Genomic DNA, 21,183 nt, shown 5'->3' with positions numbered 1-21,183 from the left:
AAAGACACAGACAATGAAAAAAAACATAATAGACTTAGCTATTCACAAAAGATGGCTTGTTTCAGCTCTATTTGCACTGTTATGTATATTTGGATATTACTCTTGGAAACAATTATCTATAGAAGCATATCCAGATATTGCAGATACGACATCGCAAGTAGTGACGCAAGTACCAGGATTGGCTGCAGAAGAAATAGAATTGCAAATTACTATTCCTGTAGAACGAGCATTGAATGGAATGCCAGGAATGCACGTAATGCGTAGTAACAGTACATTTGGATTGTCAATGATCACTTTAGTTTTTGAAGATGGAATTGATGATTATTTTGCAAGACAGCGTATACAAGAGCGCTTAAATGGACTTGACCTACCTTATGATGCAGTACCAGAGTTAGATCCTCTTACATCTCCTATTGGAGAGGTGTATCGCTATATTATTGAAGGTGATGGTTATAGCTTAAGAGAATTGACGGATTTGCAAAACTTCGTGATTATTCCCAAGTTGAATCAAGTACCTGGTGTAGCTGAAGTAACAAACTTTGGGGGTATTACAACTCAGTTTCAAATTGAATTAGACCCGCGCAAATTAGAGCAATATGATTTATCGTTAAGTGATGTCACTGAGACAATCGAGGAGAATAATGTCAATGCTGGAGGAAGTGTTTTAACAAGAGGAGATCTTGGCTATGTTGTAAGAGGAATCGGTTTGATTAAGGACCTTGAAGACTTAGGGAAGATAGTTGTAAAGGCAGAGAACGGTATTCCTGTATTCTTGAATGATTTAGGACAATTAAAATACGGTAATGTAGAGCGAAAAGGAGTCTTAGGGTATAGTGATCGCGAAAGAAATTACTCTGATAGTATTGAGGGGATTGTCCTGTTGTTGAAACACGAAAACCCATCAGTAGTTTTAGAAAAGATTCACCAATATGTTGATGAATTGAATAATGGACTATTGCCAGAAGGTGTTAAGATACATACATTTTTAGATAGAACTGATTTAGTTGATACTACTCTTAGCACTGTTTCAACGACTTTGATAGAGGGGATAAGTTTAGTAGTAATCGTTTTAATTGTATTTTTAGGTAGTTGGAGAGGTGCGTTATTAGTAGCGATTACAATTCCGGTGTCTTTGCTTTTCGCATTTATCATGATGCGCTTTACAGATATACCAGCAAACTTATTATCGCTTGGTGCAATTGACTTTGGTATTATAGTCGACGGTGCAATTGTAATGATGGAATCTATTCTGAAGAAGAGGGAGGATAATCCGGATGAAGAGCTGAAGGAAAAATCTATTGCGCAAAGAGCAAAAGAGGTTGCAAAGCCTGTATTCTTTGCTACAATTATCATTATTACAGCTTATTTACCGCTATTTGCCTTTGAGCGTGTGGAGAAAAAGCTTTTTACACCTATGGCATTTACAGTAGGGTATGCTTTAGCCGGAGCTTTATTGGTAGCTTTAATCTTAATACCAGGTTTGGCGTATGCTGTTTACCGTAAGCCGAGAAAAATCTACCACAACAAGTGGTTAGAAAAGCTAACGGGAATGTACCACAATCGCATCATTAAGATTGTGAATAAACCAAAGCAAGTTTTTGCTCCAATATTAGTGGTATTGGCGATTACAATTGGATTGACTATAAAGGTAGGTAAAGACTTCTTACCTCCGTTAGATGAAGGTTCTATATGGCTTCAGGTAACATTACCTCCCGGGATATCACTGGAAAAATCAAAAGAGTTGAGTGATACGTTACGCGCACGTACGATGAAGTACGATGAAGTAACTTATGTCATGGTGCAGGCAGGTCGTAACGACGATGGAACAGATCCATTTACACCTTCACACTTCGAGTGTTCTGTGGGGATTAAACCTTACAAAGAATGGCCAAGAGGAAAGACTAAGGATGATTTAATTGAAGAATTATCAGCCGAGTATGAGAGTTTGCCTGGATTTACAGTAGGTTTTGCTCAGCCGATGATCGATGGTGTTATGGATAAAATATCAGGGGCTCACTCTGAATTGGTTGTAAAGGTTTTTGGAGAAGATTTCCACGAGACGCGCCGTATTGCAAATGAAGTTTTAGGAACATTGAGAACGGTAGATGGTGCAGTAGATTTAGCTATTGACCAAGAACCACCACTTCCACAGTTGCAGATTCACGCTAACAGAGATAAGATTGCACAGTATGGATTGAATGTATCTGACGTTGCAGAACTTATCGAAGTAGCTATTGGTGGAAAGGCTATCTCGCAAATATTTATTGGGAACAAGGTATATGATATCAGTGCGCGATATACAGAAGAAAGTAGAAATACACCTGAGAAGATTGCAAACTTAATGTTGACTTCAAGTACTGGTGCAAAGATTCCATTATCTCAAGTAGCAGAAGTGAAAACAAGTACAGGAGAAAGTACTATTACCCGTGAAATGAATAGACGTCACTTAACTGTGAAACTGAATGTCCGCAATAGAGATTTAGGATCCCTATTGAAGGAGGCACAGCAAAAGATAGAGGAGAATATCACTTATGATCACGAGAAGTTCCACATAGAATGGGGTGGGCAATTTGAAAATCAAAATCGTGCATATAGTCGTTTAGCTGTAATTGTTCCATTGACCTTGTGTTTGATGTTTGTCTTGTTGTATGGTGCTTTTGGACAGTTTAGACAGGCAGGATTATTAATGGTTGTTGTTCCACTGGCTCTTTTTGGAGGAATGCTTGCCTTGAATATACGAGGAATGTCTTTGAACGTTTCTTCAGCAGTTGGGTTTATTGCCTTGTTTGGTGTAGCAATTCAAAATGGGGTAATTATGATTTCTCACATCAATGACTTGAGAAGAAAGGGATTTGCTTTGTTAGATGCTGTATTGACAGGAGCAGAACAAAGGTTTAGACCAGTCTTAATGACTGCGACCGTTGCTATTTTGGGATTATTTCCAGCGTCTATGGCTACGGGAATCGGATCTGATGTGCAAAGACCATTGGCAACAGTAATTGTTTATGGATTGCTATTTGCGACTATATTAACGCTATTTGTGTTACCTGCGCTTTATTATTTAGTGGAACGCAAATGGGGGAAAGATAGTGATTTTGTAAAAAGTGAAGTAGAAGAAGAAAATTAGTCAGAAAATGAATAATTTAAAAAAATACATAGGAATAGGTTTAGTTATTCTTTGTAGTGGAAGTACACTGTATGCTCAGAACGGGCATACAGAGAACTCTGGAAACAAGAATGCGATTACTTATAAAGAGTTCTTGAGTAGAATGATAAGTAATAACCTAAGTTATACAGCAGAGCGATTCAATATTGATATTGCTGAGGCTGAGGTTCAAGCAGCAAAGGCTTTTCCCGATCCAGAGTTAAGTTTTGGATGGGCTGACAATCAGCAAAAGCGCATGCAAATGGGGTATGGCTTTGAGGCAGAGTTGTCTTGGGATTTGGAGCTCGGAGGTAAGCGAAAAGCGAGAAAGAATTTGGCACGCGATCAAAAAGTCTTGGCAGAATTAGAATTACAAGAGTTCTTTCATACGCTGAGAGCTGAATCTACGGTTACATTTCTTGAAGGCATGCAAAATAAGATGTTATTCGACATTCAACGAGATTCTTATTTGTCTATGCAACAAGTAGCTCAGTCAGATAGTATTCGTTATAGCTTGGGACAAATAAGCAAAGTAGATGCTATTCAAAGTAAATTAGAAGCCAAGTCAATGTGGAATGATTTACAAGATGCAGATGATACTTGGGAGAATAGCTTAGTGGAAATTAGAAATATTATCAGTGTCAATAGACATGATACAATTTACGTTCCTGAGGGGAGTTTTGATAAGTTTGCTCGATTATTTGACTTAGATGATTTAATCGTAACGGCTCAAAATAACCGTGCAGATTATTTGGTTGCAAGACAGAATAAGGTTGTAGCAGGTCGTCAAGTTGCCTTAGCAAGAGCTGAAAGAGCGATTGATTTGGGACTAAGTGTAGGAGTTGAAAACAATTCATTCGTAAAAAATGCTGTTGCTCCAACACCTGGTAATACTGTTGTAAAAGCGGGAATCTCTGTTCCTTTGAAGTTTTCAAATCGAAAAGAATCGGGGTTAAAGACTGCATTGTATGAAGAAAAACAAGCAGATCTGGAATACTTATCTATTGAGTTAGAGCTTGAAAAAGAGATTACACAGGCATATCGCAATTACTTGACAAAACAAAAACAGATTTACCGCTTTGAGAATGGGATGTTGCAAGAAGCTAAAGAAGTATTTGAGGGGATCAAGTATAGTTATCAGCGTGGTGCAAGTAGCTTATTAGAAGTATTAGACGCACAGCGTACCTATAATGAGATACAACAAGCTTATGCAGAAACGCTATTTGAGTACGCTTCAGCTTTAGTAGAGTTGGAGAAAGCAGTAGGTATTTGGGATATTGACTTTTAAGATGTGTATTATGAAAAAAATTATATTAGGATTATTCTTGTTTTCTGTTTCGTTGATATCAGCGCAAGATATCAATGAAGACCTTAAAGGAAGAACTACATTTGCTGTTAAGGCGGGATGGTTACAATCAACGCTGAAAGGCGATGACGTTGACTATTTAGCTGTAGATGGTAAAGTAGATGCCCGCAATAGCTTTTTTGCTGGTGTAAGTGTGGATAATAGTATTGGCAAACACTTTGGGTTAAAGCACGAGTTATTTTATCAAAATTACGGAGGTGAGTTTAAAAGAGAACTTGAAGATCACGTATTTGATGCTACGTTAGAAATGCATAGTTTGCGCTTGAACCCGATTAGTGCAGTATTTCAAGTTAAGGGATTGCAACTCTATGCAGGACCCTATGTGAATATGCTGTTGTATTCTTCTATTTCGGCAATAGATGAAAATGGAAAGAAGTACAAAGATCACGGCATATTTGGTAGTACAGAAGATGATCAAGAAGACAGTAAGTACTTGCAGAAGATGGATTATGGTATTGTTGCAGGATTGGAATACCAGTTTAAGTTTGGCTTGATTATCGGAGCACAGTTTACTCGTGGGTTTGCCTCAATATTTGATAATTCAAATACTTTTGGAGTAGAAGAAAATGAAGGAGCAAATGACTTTAAAATATATAATCAGAACTTTAACGTCTTTGTAGGTTATCGCTTTTAAGATGATTAGATTGTTGTAAAAGAGAAGCTAATGTGTTTTAGCTTCACTAAGATGTACAAAAAGCCTCATAATTATGAGGCTTTTTCTTTTACTATAAGAGTATGTTTTTTACTTCAGATAACTTCTTTATTACTTTGAAGTTTTCGTGTACTATTGGGTGATCTATATGCTCGTGGAGCCATGTTGTATGAAAAGGTACATGTACAGCATGTCCCCCTAATTCAAGAACTGGCAATACGTCTGAACGCAGCGAGTTACCTATCATAATAAATTCATCTGCATTTATATCAAGTCGTTTCAACAGTTTTTGATAGTCTATTTCTTCCTTGTCTGTCATTACTTCAATGTGGTGGAAATAAGGACCTAAACCAGATTTGTGTAATTTTCGGTGTTGGTCTTTTAAATCTCCTTTCGTAGCGACAACAAGTTTGTATTTGGATTGTAAATCTTGTAGAACATCTTCAACATCATCTATTAGTTCAACAGGTTTAGTCAATAACTTTTTACCTATTTTGACGATTTTGTCAATAACTTTGACATTTACAGTTCCTTTCGATATGATATTTGCAGCCTCAACCATGGATAGTGTAAATCCCTTGATACCATATCCATAAAGAGGTAAGTTATCGATTTGCGTTTTGAAGAGGATTTGAGAAATACTTTGATGTGTGAGATAATCTTCTAACAAAACACAGAACTCTTGTTCGGCTTCGTTGAAAAAAGGCTCATTTACCCATAGTGTATCATCTGCGTCAAAAGCTACTACTTTGATGTTTTTCATATATAATTGTATTGTTTGACATACAAATATACTGTGAAATAAAATCTTATTGTTTCAAAATATAAGCAAAGATTAAAGGTGCTACAATAGTTGCATCAGACTCAATCATAAAGCTTGGTGTGTCAACATCGAGTTTGCCCCAAGTAATTTTTTCATTTGGAATACAGCCAGAATACGATCCAAAAGAAGTTGTAGAATCCGTAATTTGACTATAGTATCTCCATTTTAGTATGTTTTCTTTTTCTAAGTCTTGCTCTAACATAGGAGCTACACACATTGCAAAATCTCCGGCAATTCCTCCTCCGATTTGGAAGAACCCCACTCCTTGTCCAACAGCATTGTGCTCGTACCAGTTTGCTAACCAAACCATGTATTCTAATCCACTTTTGACAGTTGATGCTTTTAGCTCTTGTTTGATTACATAAGAAGCAAATATATTCCCCATAGTTGAGTCTTCCCAACCTGGTACTACAATAGGTAAGTTGCGTTCAGCAGCAGCTAACATCCACGAGTTTTTCGGGTCTATTTCGTATTCGTCCTCTAATACTCCACTAAGCAATAACTTATACATATATTCATGAGGGAAATAACGTTCGCCAGCTTGCTCTGCATCTTTCCAAATTTTCTCGATGTGACTTTGTATTTTTCTGAAGGCTTCTTCTTCTGGGATACAGGTATCGGTTACGCGATTGTATTTGTTTTCAAGTAACTCAAGTTCTTGTTGAGGTGTTAAATCGCGGTAGTTTGGTATTCTCTTGTAGTGAGAGTGTGCGACTAAGTTCATAATGTCTTCCTCTAAGTTGGCACCAGTACAGCTAATGATGTCCACCTTTCCTTGTCTAATCATCTCTGCTAACGAAATTCCTAATTCTGCTGTACTCATTGCACCTGCAAGAGAGATAAGCATTTTTCCTCCTTTTTCTAAGTGTGTTTCATAGCCTTTAGCTGAGTCTACTAAAGTTGCTGCGTTGAAGTGAAGGAAATTTTCTTCTAAGAATTGTGAGATCGGTCCTCTTTTCATTGTCATAATTTTGTTTTACTGCGTATTTCTAAACTGTTGTTATATTCTAAATATCAATAGCAATTACACCTGTTTTGTCTTGCAAATGAGGTGTTTGTGTTGATTTTAGATATGCGTCAGCGAAACTAATTAGAACATTAAGGATAATATTTATCCTATGATAAATATTAATCTATTTTTCTTTTCTTATCCTACTTAAGCTTACTTGAGTAATTCCTAAATAAGAAGCAATGTGTTTTAAAGGGACACGTTGAAATAGGGTGGGTTGATTGCTTAGAAGTGCCTCATAGCGTTCTTTGGCAGGTAACAAATCTCTTGTAATGATGCGTCTTTCAACTTTAAGCAATTCTTTTTCTGCTAATTTTCTTCCGAGATTGGCAATGTGTATATCCGAAAGGTAGAAAGTGTTGAGCTTGTCAAAGTTGATTTCATAAAGCTCACAATCAACTAATAGCTCTATGTTTTCATAGCTCTTTTTATTCTCTACGTAATTTTGCATGGATAAAATGGTAGCACCTTCTTCTCCAAACCAAAATGTGATTTCTCCCTGATCGTGGTAGGAGAAAGCTCTTACGACTCCTTTTTTGATAAAGTAAAGTTTGTTTTCAAACTTATCCGCCTGCAGTAGAATGTGTCCTTTTGGAAATGACTTTTCTATTGCAATATCTTGAATAGTTTGTTTTGATTCCTTTGGAAGTTCATAGATATTGTCAAGTATTTGTTCTAAAGTCATTTTTTGTCAAATTTAAGGGAGTAAATCTATTATCGCTGTAAAGATAAGCTATTTAAAAAAAAGTAGTAGAAGTGCAAAGATGTAGTTTTTTGTAGGTATTTCAGTTTAGAAAGAAAAGCATTTAAGAGAGGTGTTTGCTAATATCTTCGTTTTCATTTTCATTGCTAAGAGAACCAGAATAGCTATTTCAAGCTTTTTTTTATTGTTAAACTTGATTCGTTATTGTGATATAGATTATATTAATGTTAATATTTATGTTTTTGGGCTTAAGTCTTTTTTTTCAAGGTCTTACTTTAATAGATTTGTAAAACTTAATATATAGAAGAAAGCAAATAAACACTTTAAGAATGAATTTTAAATCAACCATTTACGCAGCAGTAGGATGTCTTTTTTCTGTTGCAGCATTAGCAAATGAGACTTTGCCAAAACCAAAGTTAGTAGTAGGATTAGTTGTAGATCAAATGAGATGGGACTATTTGTATCGCTACTATGACCGTTATTCAGATAATGGTTTTAAGCGTTTGCTTAATGAAGGTTTCTCAAGTGAGAATACTTATATAGATTATGTACCTACTTATACTGCAATCGGGCACAGTACTGTTTATACAGGAAGTGTACCAGCTATTCACGGAATTGCGGGTAATGACTTCATTATTCAAGCAACAGGAGAGAGCATGTATTGTACACAAGATGACTCTGTCGTAGGAGTTGGAGGAGGAGAAGGTAAGATTGGGAAACAATCACCTAAGAACCTACTTGTCTCTACAGTGACTGACCAATTAAAATTGGCGACTAATTTTCAATCTAAAGTAATTGGAATTGCAATTAAAGATAGAGGGGGTATCTTACCTGCTGGACACTTTGCAAATGCTGCTTACTGGTTAGACGGTACAACAGGAGATTGGATAACAAGTACTTTTTATATGAATGATTTGCCTAAGTGGGTAAAGTCTTTTAACAAACAAAAGTTGGCTGATAAGTACTTTAAACAGGGGTGGAAGACCTTATATCCAATGGATAGTTATGTTTTGAGTATTTCAGATGACAATGAGTATGAACAACCTTTTAAAGGTGAAGATAAGCCTGTTTTTCCACGTAATTTAGTAAAACTTAAAAAGGATAATGGCTATGATTTAATCAAATCAACTCCATTTGGAAATAGTTTGACACTTGATTTCGCAAAGGCTGCAATTGAAAGTGAAGAACTTGGGAACAACAGTAAAGGAGTAACGGATTTCTTAGCTGTAAGTTTATCGTCAACAGATTATATTGGACATCAATTTGCAATCAACTCTATTGAGATTGAGGATACATATTTGAGATTAGATGCTGATTTAGCTGAATTTTTTGAGTATTTAGATAAGAAGGTTGGGAAAGGGAATTACACTTTGTTCTTGACAGCAGACCATGGAGCTGCACACAACCCTAAGTTTTTTGCAGATCAAAAAGGTAATGCAGGTTATTTCAATACTGGTGAAGCTCGAAAAATTTTGAATGAAAAGTTAGCTAAGAAATTTGAGCAAGAAGATATCATCAAAAGCTTGACGAATTACCAAGTTCACTTAAACAATAAACTGATTGAAGATAAAGACTTAGAAGAAGATGATATTCGCGAGTTTATTGTAAGAGAGATGAAGAAGCTTGAAGGAATTGCATTCGTAACAGATATGGATAAAGCTGCTCAAGCGAGTATTCCTCAAAAAATTAGAGAGCGTATTGTGAATGGTTATAATATTAAGAGAAGTGGAGTTATTCAGTATATCTTAGAGCCACAATGGTATAGTGGAAAGAAAGATGGAAAGGGAACAACACACGGAACATGGGGATCTTATGACGCTCATATCCCAGCAGTATTTATGGGATGGGGAGTGAAACCTGGAAAAACAACAAGAGAAACTCATATGACGGATATTGCGCCAACTATTGCCGAGATTTTAAAAATCGAAGTTCCAAATGGAAATATAGGAACGCCAATCCACGAGGCTATTGATGTAAAATAAATAGATATTTTATAGAAATATTAAAGCGTTATTAGTGCTAATGTACTAATAACGCTTTTTTTATAATTTAGATTGTTTTTTAATAGTGATAGTTCGTTTTTATTTTTAGCTTTGAAATATCTACAATAATTTTTTAGTAAATATGAAAAAAAGACTTTTACTAGTTAGTTTTATGTTAGTTGTTAGTGCCACACTACATGCACAATATAAAACTATAACAAAGAAAGATTCTAATGGTTTTAAATATGAGACTGTTGAGAATGATCCTTCAAAAGCGCGTATTTATACCTTAGAGAATGGTCTTAAAGTATATTTGGCACAGAATCACGATGAACCTCGTATTCAAACCTATATACCAGTGCGTACAGGATCAAATAATGATCCAGAGGATAATACTGGACTTGCTCACTATTTAGAGCATATGTTGTTTAAAGGTACTTCTAAGTTAGGAACTGTAAATTGGGAAGCTGAGAAAGCTATGATTAAACAGATTTCCGATTTATATGAAGAGCATAAAAAGGAAACAGATGTAGAGAAGAAGAAAGCAATTTATAAGAAGATTGATGAAATCTCTAAAGTTGCTTCACAATATGCTGTTGCTAATGAATATGATAAATCTGTAGCTTCAATCGGTGCATCAGGCACAAATGCTCATACCTGGTTTGACGAGACTGTATACAAGAACGTGATTCCGTCAAATGAATTGGAGAAGTTCTTGATTATTGAACAAGAGCGCTTCTCTGAATTAGTATTGCGTTTGTTTCATACAGAGTTAGAGGCAGTTTACGAGGAATTTAATAGAGGTCAAGATAGTGACTATAGGACTTCACATGAAGCTATGATGAAGCTATTGTTCCCTACTTCTCATTATGGTACACAAACTACCATTGGTACTTCAGAGCATTTAAAGAATCCTTCAATGGTGGCTATCCACAATTATTTTAATCAATATTATGTTCCTAATAATATTGCAGTTGTGTTAGTAGGAGATTTAGAGTTTGAACCAACGATTAAATTGGTAAATGCCTATTTTGGTTCAATGAAGAAGGGGGTTCAGCCTAAAGAATATGTTGCTGTTGAACCACCGTTAACAACTATACAATCAACAGAGGTTTTTAGCCCTCAAAGTGAGAGAGTTGAAATAGGTTTTCGCCTTGGTGGTGTAAAAACGGAAGATGCTACTTACCTATCTTTGATTGATATGTTATTGAGCAATGGGCAAGCAGGTCTTATTGACTTAGATGTCAATCAAAAGCAAAGAACGCTTTACGCAGGTAGTTCACCTATGATTATGAAGGATTACTCTGTACACCAGTTAACAGGTATGCCTAATGAAGGACAAAGCTTAGAAGAAGTGAGAGATATTCTTTTAGGAGAGTTAGAAAAGATTAAAAAAGGAGACTTTGACGAGTGGCTATTAGAGGCTGTTGTAAATGAGTTTAGAAAGAACTCTATGATGGCTTTGGAAAGCAATGACGCGATGGCTACGGAAATGTATCAGGCGTTTATTTACGGAAGAACTTGGGAAGAGACTGTAAGCGAGATTGACAAGATTGCTAAAATTACCAAAGCGGATGTAGTGAAGTTTGCAAATGAAAAGTATGGTGATAATTATGCTATTGTCTATAAAAGACAAGGTGAAAATAAAGACTTAGTTCGCGTAGAGAATCCTGGAATTACGCCTATTGATTTGAATAGAGAAAGTGAGTCAGAGTTTTACAAACGCCTTAAGAATATCGCAGTACAAGATATTCAGCCTGAATTTATAGACTTTGATTCGGCTATTAAAAAAGATAAAATCGGAAAAGTGGGAGGTACTTTGTACTCCATTGAGAATAAAACAAATGATATTGCTACAGTAACTTATATCATGCCAGTGGGTACTGATCACGGTAAAGTATTAGGTTTAGCAGTTGGTTATTTAGATTATTTAGGTACAAATAAATATTCTGCAGCTGATATTCGCAAAGAGTTTTACAAATTGGGAATAGAGTATTCTTTTAGTACATCTACAGATAAAACATTTATTACCGTAAATGGATTAAAGGAGAATATACCTGCAGGTATAGCTTTATTAGAGCACTTGTTGACAGATGCGAAAGCAGACCAAGAAGCGTATAACAATTTAGTAGATCAAATCTTGAAAGGTCGTCAAGATGCAAAATCGAGTAAAGGCGGTATTCAAAGAGCATTGAGCAGTTATATTGTTTCAGGAGAAGATAGCCGCTTTAAAGATATATTTAGCGAAAGTGAATTGAAATCTTTGAATCCTAATGAATTGGTGAGGATTGTTCATTCGTTTAGCGATTACAATCAAGATGTTTTCTACTATGGAAATGATTTAGCAGCAACGAAGAAGGCTGTTGAAAAACACCATAATTTAGGGAAGAATAAGAAAGTTCCAGCGTTGAAAGTTTATCCAGAGCCAGAAACAACAGGAACAGTATATTTTGCACCATATGATATGGTACAAGCTGAAATTTCATTTAGAGGACGTGAGATCAAGTTTAATAAAGATATCTTAGCAGCGAGTAATATTTTCAATAATTACTTTGGTGGAGGAATGGCATCTGTGGTTTTCCAAGAGATTAGGGAGTCTAAATCACTGGCTTATTCGGCTTATGCATATTACTTCAATGCAGCAGAGAAAGAGAAGTATAACTATGTGATGGCTTATGTTGGAACACAGGCAAACAAATTACCTCAGGCAGTAGATGCAATGATGGAATTGATGAACGATATGCCAAAAGCTGAAAATCAGTTTGAGAATGCTAAGAGTTCTGTATTAAAGAATATCGCAACACAACGTTATACGAAAGCTCAAATATTCTATTATTGGTTGACTTTAAAAGAGAAAGGTATTGATTACGATATCAATAAAGATCTTTACAAAGAGATTCAAACTATGAAAATGGATGATTTAGTTGACTTTTTCAACAAACACGTGAAAGGTAAATCATTTAACGTTGGTTTATTAGGTAAGAAAGAGAACCTTGATTGGGAAGCAGTGAAGAAATTTGGAAAGATTAAAGAGCTGACTTTAGAAGATTTATTCGGGTACTAATACATTATTTATATAGCTTAAAAAAAGCCTCAAGTATTTTACTTGAGGCTTTTTTTGTTCTATTGAAAGGTTGTTTTATTCGTTTAAAAGAGAGATATATTCCAGGCCTTGTTTTATTGATTTTACATTATTAAATGTTAGCAATAAGCGCAATCCTGCTTTTGTTTGCTTTTCTTTTATACTACATATATTCGCTCTGTGTTGAACGAAAGTAAACACGTTTCTGAATTTTGCTGTTTGATAAAATTCCGATTTCTGATCGCCAATAAAGTAGCAGATCATCTTTCCTTGTTTCATCACTATTTTTTCTATTCCCATGTCAATAGCATGCTTTTTTATACGCAAACTATTGTGTAAAGCAATCGCTTGTCTTGGCAAGGGACCGAAACGGTCAATAATACGCTGCTCGTAAGCGACTAAATCTTCATCTGTATTTATAGAACTTAGTTCATTGTACAAGTTTAGACGCTCAGTAATATTGTTGATATACTCATCAGGATATAGAATTTCGAAATCAGTGTCAATCTGTACATCGCGAACAAAGACCTTATTTTCCTCTTTATTTTCATCTTCATAAAGATCTTTAAACTCATTTGCTTTAAGCTCTTCAATCGCTTCTTGCATGATTTTTTGGTAAGTTTCAAATCCTATTTCATTGATAAAACCACTTTGCTCACCTCCTAATATATCACCTGCTCCACGTATTTCTAAGTCTTTCATTGCAATATTAAAGCCACTGCCTAAGTCACTGAACTGTTCAAGAGCTTGGATTCGCTTTCTGGCTTCTTCTGTCATCGCTGAATAAGGAGGGCAGATAAAATAACAGAATGCTTTTTTATTACTTCGACCAACGCGTCCTCTCATTTGATGTAAATCAGAAAGTCCAAAGTTATTTGCATTGTTGATTAATATGGTGTTGGCATTTGGAACATCTAATCCACTTTCAATAATTGTAGTCGCTACAAGAACATCAAATTGGCCATCCATGAAAGCAAGCATTAAGTCTTCTAATTTTTTTCCTTCCATTTGACCATGACCTATACCTACTTTAGCATCAGGTACAAGACGTTGTATCATTCCAGCAACTTCCTTGATGTTTTCAATTCTATTATTGATGAAATAAACTTGCCCACCTCTTTCTATTTCATAAGAAATAGCATCTCGGATTACTTCCTCATTGAATCCTACTACATTCGTTTCTATAGGATATCTATTAGGTGGAGGCGTTGTTATAACTGATAAATCCCTTGCAGCCATTAAAGAAAACTGTAAAGTTCTTGGAATTGGGGTAGCAGTTAGTGTTAACGTATCTACATTTTCTGATATTGTTTTTAGTTTGTCTTTTACAGCTACTCCAAACTTTTGTTCTTCATCAATGATTAGCAAACCTAAATCCTTAAAGACTACATTTTTGTTTACTAATTGATGCGTACCGATAATGATATCTATTTTTCCATCGGCAAGGTCTTTCAGTATTTCGCTTTTTTGCTTTGCAGTTCTAAATCGATTGATGTAGCTGACTCTTATAGGCATGTCTTTTAGGCGTTCTGTAAACGTCTTAAAGTGTTGAAATGCCAGGATTGTCGTTGGCACAAGTATCGCGACTTGCTTGCCGTTTTCGGCCATCTTGAATGCAGCGCGAATAGCTACTTCGGTTTTTCCAAAACCTACATCTCCACAAACTAAGCGATCCATCGGACGCTCGCTTTCCATATCTGCTTTTACCTCCTGAGTTGCTTTTAATTGATCAGGAGTGTCTTCATAGATAAAAGAACTTTCTAATTCGTGTTGTAAATACCCATCAGGTGCACATTGAAAACCTTTTTGAAGTTTTCTTTTCGCATAAAGCTGGATGAGGTTGAAAGCGATGTGTTTAACTCTTGCTTTGGTTTTGTTCTTTAAGTTTTTCCATGCACTTGAGCCAAGTTTATATATTTTTGGAGCTACGCCGTCTTTGCCATTGTATTTTGCAATTTTATGTAAAGAGTGGATGCTTACATACACAATGTCATTGTCTGCATAGACTAATTTTATAGCCTCTTGTGTCTTGCCTTCTACTTGTATTTTTTGCAAACCTCCAAATCGGCCTATACCGTGATCAATATGAGTAACGTAGTCACCCACAGACAGTGAATTGAGCTCTTTTAGTGTGATGGTTTGCTTTTTCGTATAACCATTCTTTAGATTAAATCTGTGGTATCGTTCAAATATTTGATGGTCCGTATAACAGGCAATTTGGTTTTCTTCATCGATAAATCCTTCAAAGATTGGGTGAACTAATGTTTCATAGGACTGTACTACTACTTGTTCATCCGCGTCTTTTAGAGAATGGAATATCTCTTTGAAACGACGTGCTTGATTCTCGTTTGAACAGAATAAATAATTCTTTATTCCATTGTCTGTATTGTCGTTTAAACTTCTTACCAATAAGTCAAACTGCTTATTGAAAGAAGGTTGGGGTTTGATGTGAAATTCATATGTATTGTCAACATCAATTAACTTTGTTTCATCCAGTTCAACAAAACTGAGAAGTTCTATTTTATCTAAGAAGGCTGCCCCGTCAATAAACATACCTTCTGGTGAGGTATGAGCAAGGTCTTTGTTTAGTTTTTCGAATATCGTGGTAGCTTTGTCAAATAAGCGGTTTAATTGTTCGACAACAAGGGCCGTATTTTGAGCAAATACTACTGTGTTTTGAGAAATATAGTCTAAGAAACTCTCTCTGCCTTCAGTAGAAAATTTATTCTCTACGTTGGGAATGATTGTTATCTTTTTCTTTTTTTCGATAGACAATTGTGTCTCAACGTCAAAAGTACGTATACTGTCAATCTCATTACCAAAAAATTCAAGGCGATATGGTTCGTCATTTGAAAATGAGAAAACGTCTAATATACCTCCGCGTACTGAAAACTCTCCAGGTTCAGCAACAAAATCAACTCGTTTAAAATTATATTCAAAAAGAGTTTCGTTGATAAAGTCAATATCGTACTTGTCGCCAACATTGATTTTCAGCGTGTTCTTCTCCAGTACTTTTTTAGTTACAACTTTTTCAAAAAGAGCTTCTGGATAGGTAACGATAATAGCTGGTTTTTTTCTTGAACTAATGCGGTTTAATACCTCTGCGCGTAAAAGAATATTTGCGTTATCGGTTTCTTCAATTTGATATGGTCGTTTGTATGAACCAGGGTAGAACAAAACATCTTGTTTATTCAACAAACTCTCCAAGTCATTTAGGTAATATGCTGCTTCTTCCTTATCATTAAAAATAAGTAGATAAGGAACATCTGACTGGGAAAATAAACTTTCTATTTGAAAGGAAATCGAAGAACCAATAAGACCTTTAAAACGCAGTTTTTTACCACGACTACCTGCTAAATCTTTTAGTATTTGATTTGTTTTTGTAGTGTTATGATAGATTTGTTTAATATCCATTATTCTTCTGTTTGTTCATCTGGGTTAGCTCTTCTCTCCTCGTTTATAAGCTCAAGCATTTCTTCTTCCCCTAATTCTAATGGAATCTTTTTCGCTTGTAAATTGCGTTCCATATTTTTAATTAGGAGTGTGATATTTTTATTTGTCTCTTTTAAGTACATGTCAACCTTGCCTATCTCTATTGGATCCAGGTTTAAGAACATATTTAAGTTTTTTACTGAATTGTAAAGGACCGTTAAGCGAGCTTTATTGTCTTTTTCGTCAATTTCTACGGGGTATTTGACAAAGGTGATTGACTGTAATCTATTGTCAATTTGAGCAATCTTTTTTTGATATGCATCAATAGAAGTAACTGGTTTAAGTTCAGCTTCTTGCTTAAACTCTTTCCACGCATTCCATTTACTTAGTATATCCGTTAGCTCTTGACTTGTTTCTGGAATATCAATCTTCCAGTTAGCTTCGAGGTATTTGAATACACTATCTTGGTGTTTTGTATAGCGTTCTTGTTCAGCTTGTTGCTGTTTTTCTTTGTCTTCGCATGCTATCGAAAGGAATGATAGCGTAAAAATACTCAGTATAAATAGAAATGTTTTTTTCATCTTAATCACAATAAGGCTCAAATTTACAAAGTTATAGGTTAATAATTAGTAACTCTCTCATAGATTGTTATAATAGTTATAAAGTATCTTCTATTATGACTATTTCCATTGATTTCTTTCTATACTTCTTTTATATTTGTGGTTTATTATAATTTATAGATAATGGGAACCAAAATTCTTATCATAGGGGCTTGTGGACAAATTGGGTCAGAGCTAACATTAAAGTTAAGAGGTATTTACGGAAACGATAACGTAGTTGCTTCTGATATACGAGAAGGGAACGCGAATCTGATGGAATCTGGGCCTTTCGAGATATTGAATGCTATGGATTTTGATGCTGTTTCAGCTGTGATCGAAAAGCATCAGATAGAAGAAGTTTACTTAATGGCTGCTTTGTTGTCAGCTACTGCTGAGAAGAATCCTGCTTTTGCATGGGAGTTGAATATGAACTCTCTTTTCCATGTTCTTAATTTGGCAAAAGAAGGAAAGATTAAGAAAATCTTTTGGCCGTCTTCAATTGCTGTTTTTGGGCCTACTACTCCTCGTGTAATGACGCCTCAATATACTGTAATGGAACCAAGTACTGTGTACGGTATCTCTAAGCAAACTGGAGAGCGCTGGTGTGAATATTACTTTAATAAGTATGGTGTAGATGTAAGAAGTATTCGCTATCCAGGTTTAATTTCTTGGACTACTCCTCCTGGAGGTGGGACAACAGACTATGCGGTTGATATTTTCTATAAGGCGATTGAGGATAAACATTACAACTGTTTTTTATCTGAAAAATCAGCTTTGCCTATGATGTATATGGACGATGCTTTGAATGCTACAGTTGGTATTATGCAAGCGAAAAAAGAAGATATAAAAATCCGTTCATCGTACAACCTTGGTGGAATCTCGTTTACGCCTGAGGAAATTTACGCAGAAATCAAAAAACACATTCCTGATTTTACAATCGAATACAATTCTGACTTTAGACAAGCTATTGCCGATAGTTGGCCAGCAAGTATTGATGATAGTGCAGCTCAAACTGACTGGAATTGGAGTCACAAGTATGACCTTGAGGCATTAACCAAAGTTATGTTGGAAAACTTGACAAGAGTTTTAGCAAAATAAGATAAATCTTAAAACGCCAGAGTATTTGCTCTGGCGTTTTTTATTTCTTAAGCTTTTTGAATACTAATTTATATAAGGGTATAATAGTAATGACTAAAGCTGCGATAATTACAATTGTACTTAGATTGTCCGATAGTAATCTTTGTGTTTTTAAGATTAAGGCTACTGCAAAAACAATCAATCCTACGACTAAAAGCTTTAAATTGTTATTCATTTTTTCTAATTTGTACAAATATAGATAATAACTTAAAGTTTATTGAATAAATATATTACTAAAGGACTTACAATCATTACAAAGGAAATTGTAATGAAAAAATAGGCTGTTTGTGCATTCAGTATGCCAAATTGGAAAAGCAAGATAGAAAGTGCTAATATTCCTAAACCTAATAATAAAATAAGTGTATTTCTTTTCATTTGCATAGGTTGTTTATTAAATAATAAAATTACTCATAAAATACAATATAAACACTTCTTTTGAAGTGTATTAACTTCTATTAAAGATATAGTGATATGGAAAATAAAATAAAAGAGATTGTAAACTGTGCAAATCAGTCCTACTCTAAGTGGAGAAAGCAGGATATAGAGCATAGAATAACTTACTTAAAAGCTTTGAAAAACAATTTGTTAGCTAATAAAGAACACTATGCTTCTCTGATGACAAAGGATATGAATAAGCCTTTAATACAAGCTATAGGAGAAGTAGAAAAGTGTGGTAAATTAATTGATTATTATATTGATCACGGTAAGCAGATATTGAAAGGACGCACGATTGCAACAGAGTGGTCAGAAGTATATGTCGTTAATGATCCCTTGGGAGTGATATTAGGTGTGATGCCTTGGAACTTTCCTTTTTGGCAGGTATTTAGATTCGCTGTACCAACCTTATTAGCGGGAAATACAGTCATCGTAAAACATGCGAGTAATGTGCCTTTAAGTGCAGAAGCACTTGAGAATTGCTTTAAAGTAGAAGGCTTTGAGCAAGTTTACTTCAATGTTACTATTCCTGGTAAAGAAGTCAATTCGCTAATAGAAAGTCCTTACATAAAAGGAGTTTCTTTGACGGGAAGTGAAGCAGCAGGTAGTTCTGTTGCCAAAAAAGCTGGTGAATTAATTAAACCTGTCGTATTAGAATTGGGAGGAAGTAATGCCTTTATTGTTTGTCAAGACGCAAATCTCGCTAAAGTTATTCCTGTAGCTGTGAATGCAAGATTTCAGAATACTGGTCAAAGTTGCATTGCAGGAAAGCGTTTTTTAGTACACAATGCTTTGAAAGAGCAGTTCATCGAGCAATTTCAATTAGAGGTGAGCAAATTAAAGAGAGGAGATCTATTTGATAAGAACACTACGATTGGGTTAATGGCGAGGGAAGACTTGGCGATAGAGTTGGAAAGTATTATGAAAGCATCTATTTCTCAAGGAGCACGATTAGTGTTTGGTGGTCATCGCGAAGGAAGTTGGTTCGAACCTACTTTACTCGCTGAAGTTACTCCTGAGATGGAGGCTTTTAGACAAGAGACTTTTGGTCCTTTAGCAGTAGTTGTAGGTTTTGATACCTTAGAGGAAGCGATACAGTTGAGTAATGATTCTCGCTTCGGTTTAGGCGTGTCTATCTTTAGTGAAGATGTTGACTTACTGAGAAGTAGAGTTAGTGATTTTGAAGATGGAGCAGTGTTTATCAATGAGATGGTAATCTCAGATCCACGAGTGCCTTTTGGGGGAAATAAGTTTTCTGGTATTGGTAGAGAAATGTCTGAAGAAGGATTATTGGCATTTGTCAATAAGAAATCAGTAATAATAAAATAGAAATAGTGTTAATTTTTAGTAATTTTGGTTAATACATAAATGTGTTAATCATGGTGGATACTTTTATCGAATTTTATGATAAGATCAATTTTGTTGATTTAATTGAGTTTTGTGGAACATTTGCATTTGCTATTTCAGGGGTTCGTTTAGCTTCAGCAAAAAGTGTGGATTGGTTCGGCGCTTTTGTCATTGGATTTGTCACTGCTACAGGTGGAGGAACTCTCCGTGATCTATTGCTAAACACAACGCCATTCTGGTTGTTATCAAGTGTTTATGCGTGGTGTACAATTCTGGCTTTACTTACTGTTATTCTGTTTAGAAAACAGTTGGTACGTCTGAACAACACGTTTTTGTGGTTTGACAGCATTGGCTTAGGTCTTTTCGTTGTGGTAGGAACGGAAAAAGCAATAGCATTTGGTTATCCTTTTTGGGTAGTTGTAATTTTAGCGACTATTACGGGAACTGTAGGAAGTATAATACGCGATATAATGATTAATGAAATTCCTGCCATGTTTAGGCAAGAGTGGTATGCCTTAGTGTGTATTTTTGGAGTGATGATTTACTATGGGTTAATTTATTTGAAGATGTCTGAGCCAGTAGTACAAGTTCTTACAGCAGCTTCTGTTTTTGTAATTCGTTTACTGGCAACTCGTTATAAATTGGGGCTTCCGACATTGAAGGATGAAGATTAAAAAAAGTATTTTTTTTTGATTTTTTAGTTTGTATAAATGAAATTTCGTTCTATATTTGCATCGCAATAAAGGTAACACACCTTCCTCCTTAGCTCAGTTGGTTAGAGCATCTGACTGTTAATCAGAGGGTCCTTGGTTCGAGCCCAAGAGGGGGAGCAGAAAGCCAGACAGAAATGTCTGGCTTTTTTTATTTACACTACTTTTTGTTGTTCTGGAAGTATGTGGTTAACACATTTGAGTCTAAAGTAGAACACAATCTTAATAATATTTCTATTCTTTCTCGTTTATCCTTTCCTCTTACAGTGGAAAAAGTTTGTGTTTTGAGTAAATTTTAGTGAGTTTGATGTGTTTTAGTGGTTAAAAGCGCTTAAGAAGAAGTAGTCAATCATTGATCTAAGCAGTTATCCTAATTTTCAATACTTATTTATTGTTTGAGCCTTTTTACTTTGGAAAGAATTGAGGCAACGATAGAGTTGAAGTCCTTCAGGGTGAATTAAACACAGGGAATAACTGTGTTTTCTTTGGACTTTCTAAGAGGTTTCTTGGGGTATTCTTCGAGTTTTGCTTGTAGGAAGCCTTGTTTTTCCAAGAAAACCCCAAGCAAACTGCGAGAATACTCGAAGAAAGTGGCTACATCTTTACAAGTAGGTGGAGGTTAATTTGGCAAAACAGAATATTGGGATCACATGCAAATTTTGTGAATAAGCTTATAGGTCGTTTAGGTAAGAACTATTGTTGAGTTCGCGATGAGATAAGATTAAGTTCAATGAGTGTTGTAGAGGGATAGCTGTTGCTTG

Annotated in this window: 14 protein-coding genes and 1 tRNA gene; 9 read left to right on the top strand and 6 right to left on the bottom strand. The window is 35.3% G+C overall.

What is annotated here, in order from left to right; translation table 11 throughout:
- Positions 1-13 precede the first annotated feature (13 nt).
- From NWE55_RS06870 to NWE55_RS06860, 3 genes are read left to right on the top strand one after another with little or no spacing between them, the layout of a single operon-like run.
- The gene (locus NWE55_RS06870; protein ID WP_155090676.1) at positions 14-3,127 is read left to right on the top strand and encodes an efflux RND transporter permease subunit; all 3,114 of its coding nucleotides are present in this window, start codon (positions 14-16) and stop codon (positions 3,125-3,127) included.
- A gap of 7 nt (positions 3,128-3,134) precedes the next feature.
- Complete coding sequence (locus NWE55_RS06865) at positions 3,135-4,433, top strand: TolC family protein (protein WP_155090677.1); 1,299 nt, start codon at positions 3,135-3,137, stop codon at positions 4,431-4,433.
- 10 nt (positions 4,434-4,443) lie between these two features.
- Positions 4,444-5,145 (top strand): outer membrane beta-barrel protein, encoded by a 702-nt coding sequence (locus tag NWE55_RS06860; protein WP_155090678.1) that lies wholly within the window; start codon positions 4,444-4,446, stop codon positions 5,143-5,145.
- A gap of 91 nt (positions 5,146-5,236) precedes the next feature.
- On the opposite strand, the gene NWE55_RS06855 is transcribed toward NWE55_RS06860, so the two are convergent.
- From NWE55_RS06855 to NWE55_RS06845, 3 genes are all read right to left on the bottom strand, one after another.
- Positions 5,237-5,926 carry an HAD family hydrolase gene (locus NWE55_RS06855; RefSeq protein WP_258204677.1) on the bottom strand — a complete coding sequence of 230 codons (690 nt, stop codon included), beginning with the start codon at positions 5,924-5,926 and terminating at the stop codon, positions 5,237-5,239.
- Positions 5,927-5,972: 46 nt separating this feature from the next.
- Complete coding sequence (locus tag NWE55_RS06850; RefSeq protein WP_208103209.1) at positions 5,973-6,947, bottom strand: deoxyhypusine synthase family protein; 975 nt, start codon at positions 6,945-6,947, stop codon at positions 5,973-5,975.
- 172 nt (positions 6,948-7,119) lie between these two features.
- Positions 7,120-7,680 (bottom strand): Crp/Fnr family transcriptional regulator, encoded by a 561-nt coding sequence (locus tag NWE55_RS06845; protein ID WP_155090681.1) that lies wholly within the window; start codon positions 7,678-7,680, stop codon positions 7,120-7,122.
- Between the two features lie 347 nt (positions 7,681-8,027).
- Between NWE55_RS06845 and pafA the strand changes: the two genes are divergently transcribed.
- Positions 8,028-9,680, top strand: coding sequence for an alkaline phosphatase PafA (gene pafA / locus NWE55_RS06840; RefSeq protein WP_258204676.1), 1,653 nt, complete (start codon positions 8,028-8,030; stop codon positions 9,678-9,680).
- Positions 9,681-9,822: 142 nt separating this feature from the next.
- Positions 9,823-12,744, top strand: coding sequence for a M16 family metallopeptidase (locus NWE55_RS06835; protein ID WP_258204675.1), 2,922 nt, complete (start codon positions 9,823-9,825; stop codon positions 12,742-12,744).
- Positions 12,745-12,819: 75 nt separating this feature from the next.
- On the opposite strand, the gene mfd is transcribed toward NWE55_RS06835, so the two are convergent.
- Together mfd and NWE55_RS06825 are read right to left on the bottom strand one after the other, a co-directional pair.
- Positions 12,820-16,176, bottom strand: a complete 3,357-nt coding sequence (gene mfd, locus NWE55_RS06830; RefSeq protein ID WP_258204674.1) for a transcription-repair coupling factor — start codon at positions 16,174-16,176, stop codon at positions 12,820-12,822.
- Positions 16,176-16,775 carry a hypothetical protein gene (locus NWE55_RS06825; protein WP_155090685.1) on the bottom strand — a complete coding sequence of 200 codons (600 nt, stop codon included), beginning with the start codon at positions 16,773-16,775 and terminating at the stop codon, positions 16,176-16,178. The genes mfd and NWE55_RS06825 overlap by 1 nt, the downstream gene beginning before the upstream one ends.
- 162 nt (positions 16,776-16,937) lie before the next feature.
- On the opposite strand from NWE55_RS06825, the gene NWE55_RS06820 reads away from it, so the two are divergent.
- Positions 16,938-17,891, top strand: coding sequence for an NAD-dependent epimerase/dehydratase family protein (locus NWE55_RS06820; protein WP_155090686.1), 954 nt, complete (start codon positions 16,938-16,940; stop codon positions 17,889-17,891).
- 40 nt (positions 17,892-17,931) lie between these two features.
- Here the strand turns inward: NWE55_RS06820 and NWE55_RS06815 are convergent, their stop codons facing one another.
- Positions 17,932-18,105: a hypothetical protein gene (locus NWE55_RS06815; protein ID WP_155090687.1), complete on the bottom strand. Its 174-nt coding sequence runs from the start codon at positions 18,103-18,105 to the stop codon at positions 17,932-17,934.
- 296 nt (positions 18,106-18,401) lie between these two features.
- Here NWE55_RS06815 and NWE55_RS06810 point away from each other — a divergent pair, with 296 nt between their 5' ends.
- From NWE55_RS06810 to NWE55_RS06800, 3 genes are all read left to right on the top strand, one after another.
- Positions 18,402-19,694: an aldehyde dehydrogenase family protein gene (locus NWE55_RS06810; protein WP_258204673.1), complete on the top strand. Its 1,293-nt coding sequence runs from the start codon at positions 18,402-18,404 to the stop codon at positions 19,692-19,694.
- Positions 19,695-19,744: 50 nt separating this feature from the next.
- Positions 19,745-20,386 carry a trimeric intracellular cation channel family protein gene (locus NWE55_RS06805; protein ID WP_155090689.1) on the top strand — a complete coding sequence of 214 codons (642 nt, stop codon included), beginning with the start codon at positions 19,745-19,747 and terminating at the stop codon, positions 20,384-20,386.
- Positions 20,387-20,468: 82 nt separating this feature from the next.
- Positions 20,469-20,542 (top strand) — tRNA-Asn (locus NWE55_RS06800).
- Positions 20,543-21,183: the final 641 nt, after the last annotated feature.

It is taken from the genome of Myroides albus, from assembly GCF_024722315.1.
GTDB classification, from domain to species: Bacteria; Bacteroidota; Bacteroidia; order Flavobacteriales; family Flavobacteriaceae; genus Flavobacterium; species Flavobacterium album_A.
Note: the sequence above shows the minus strand (reverse complement) of the source record. Positions and strands in the feature narration are given on the sequence as shown.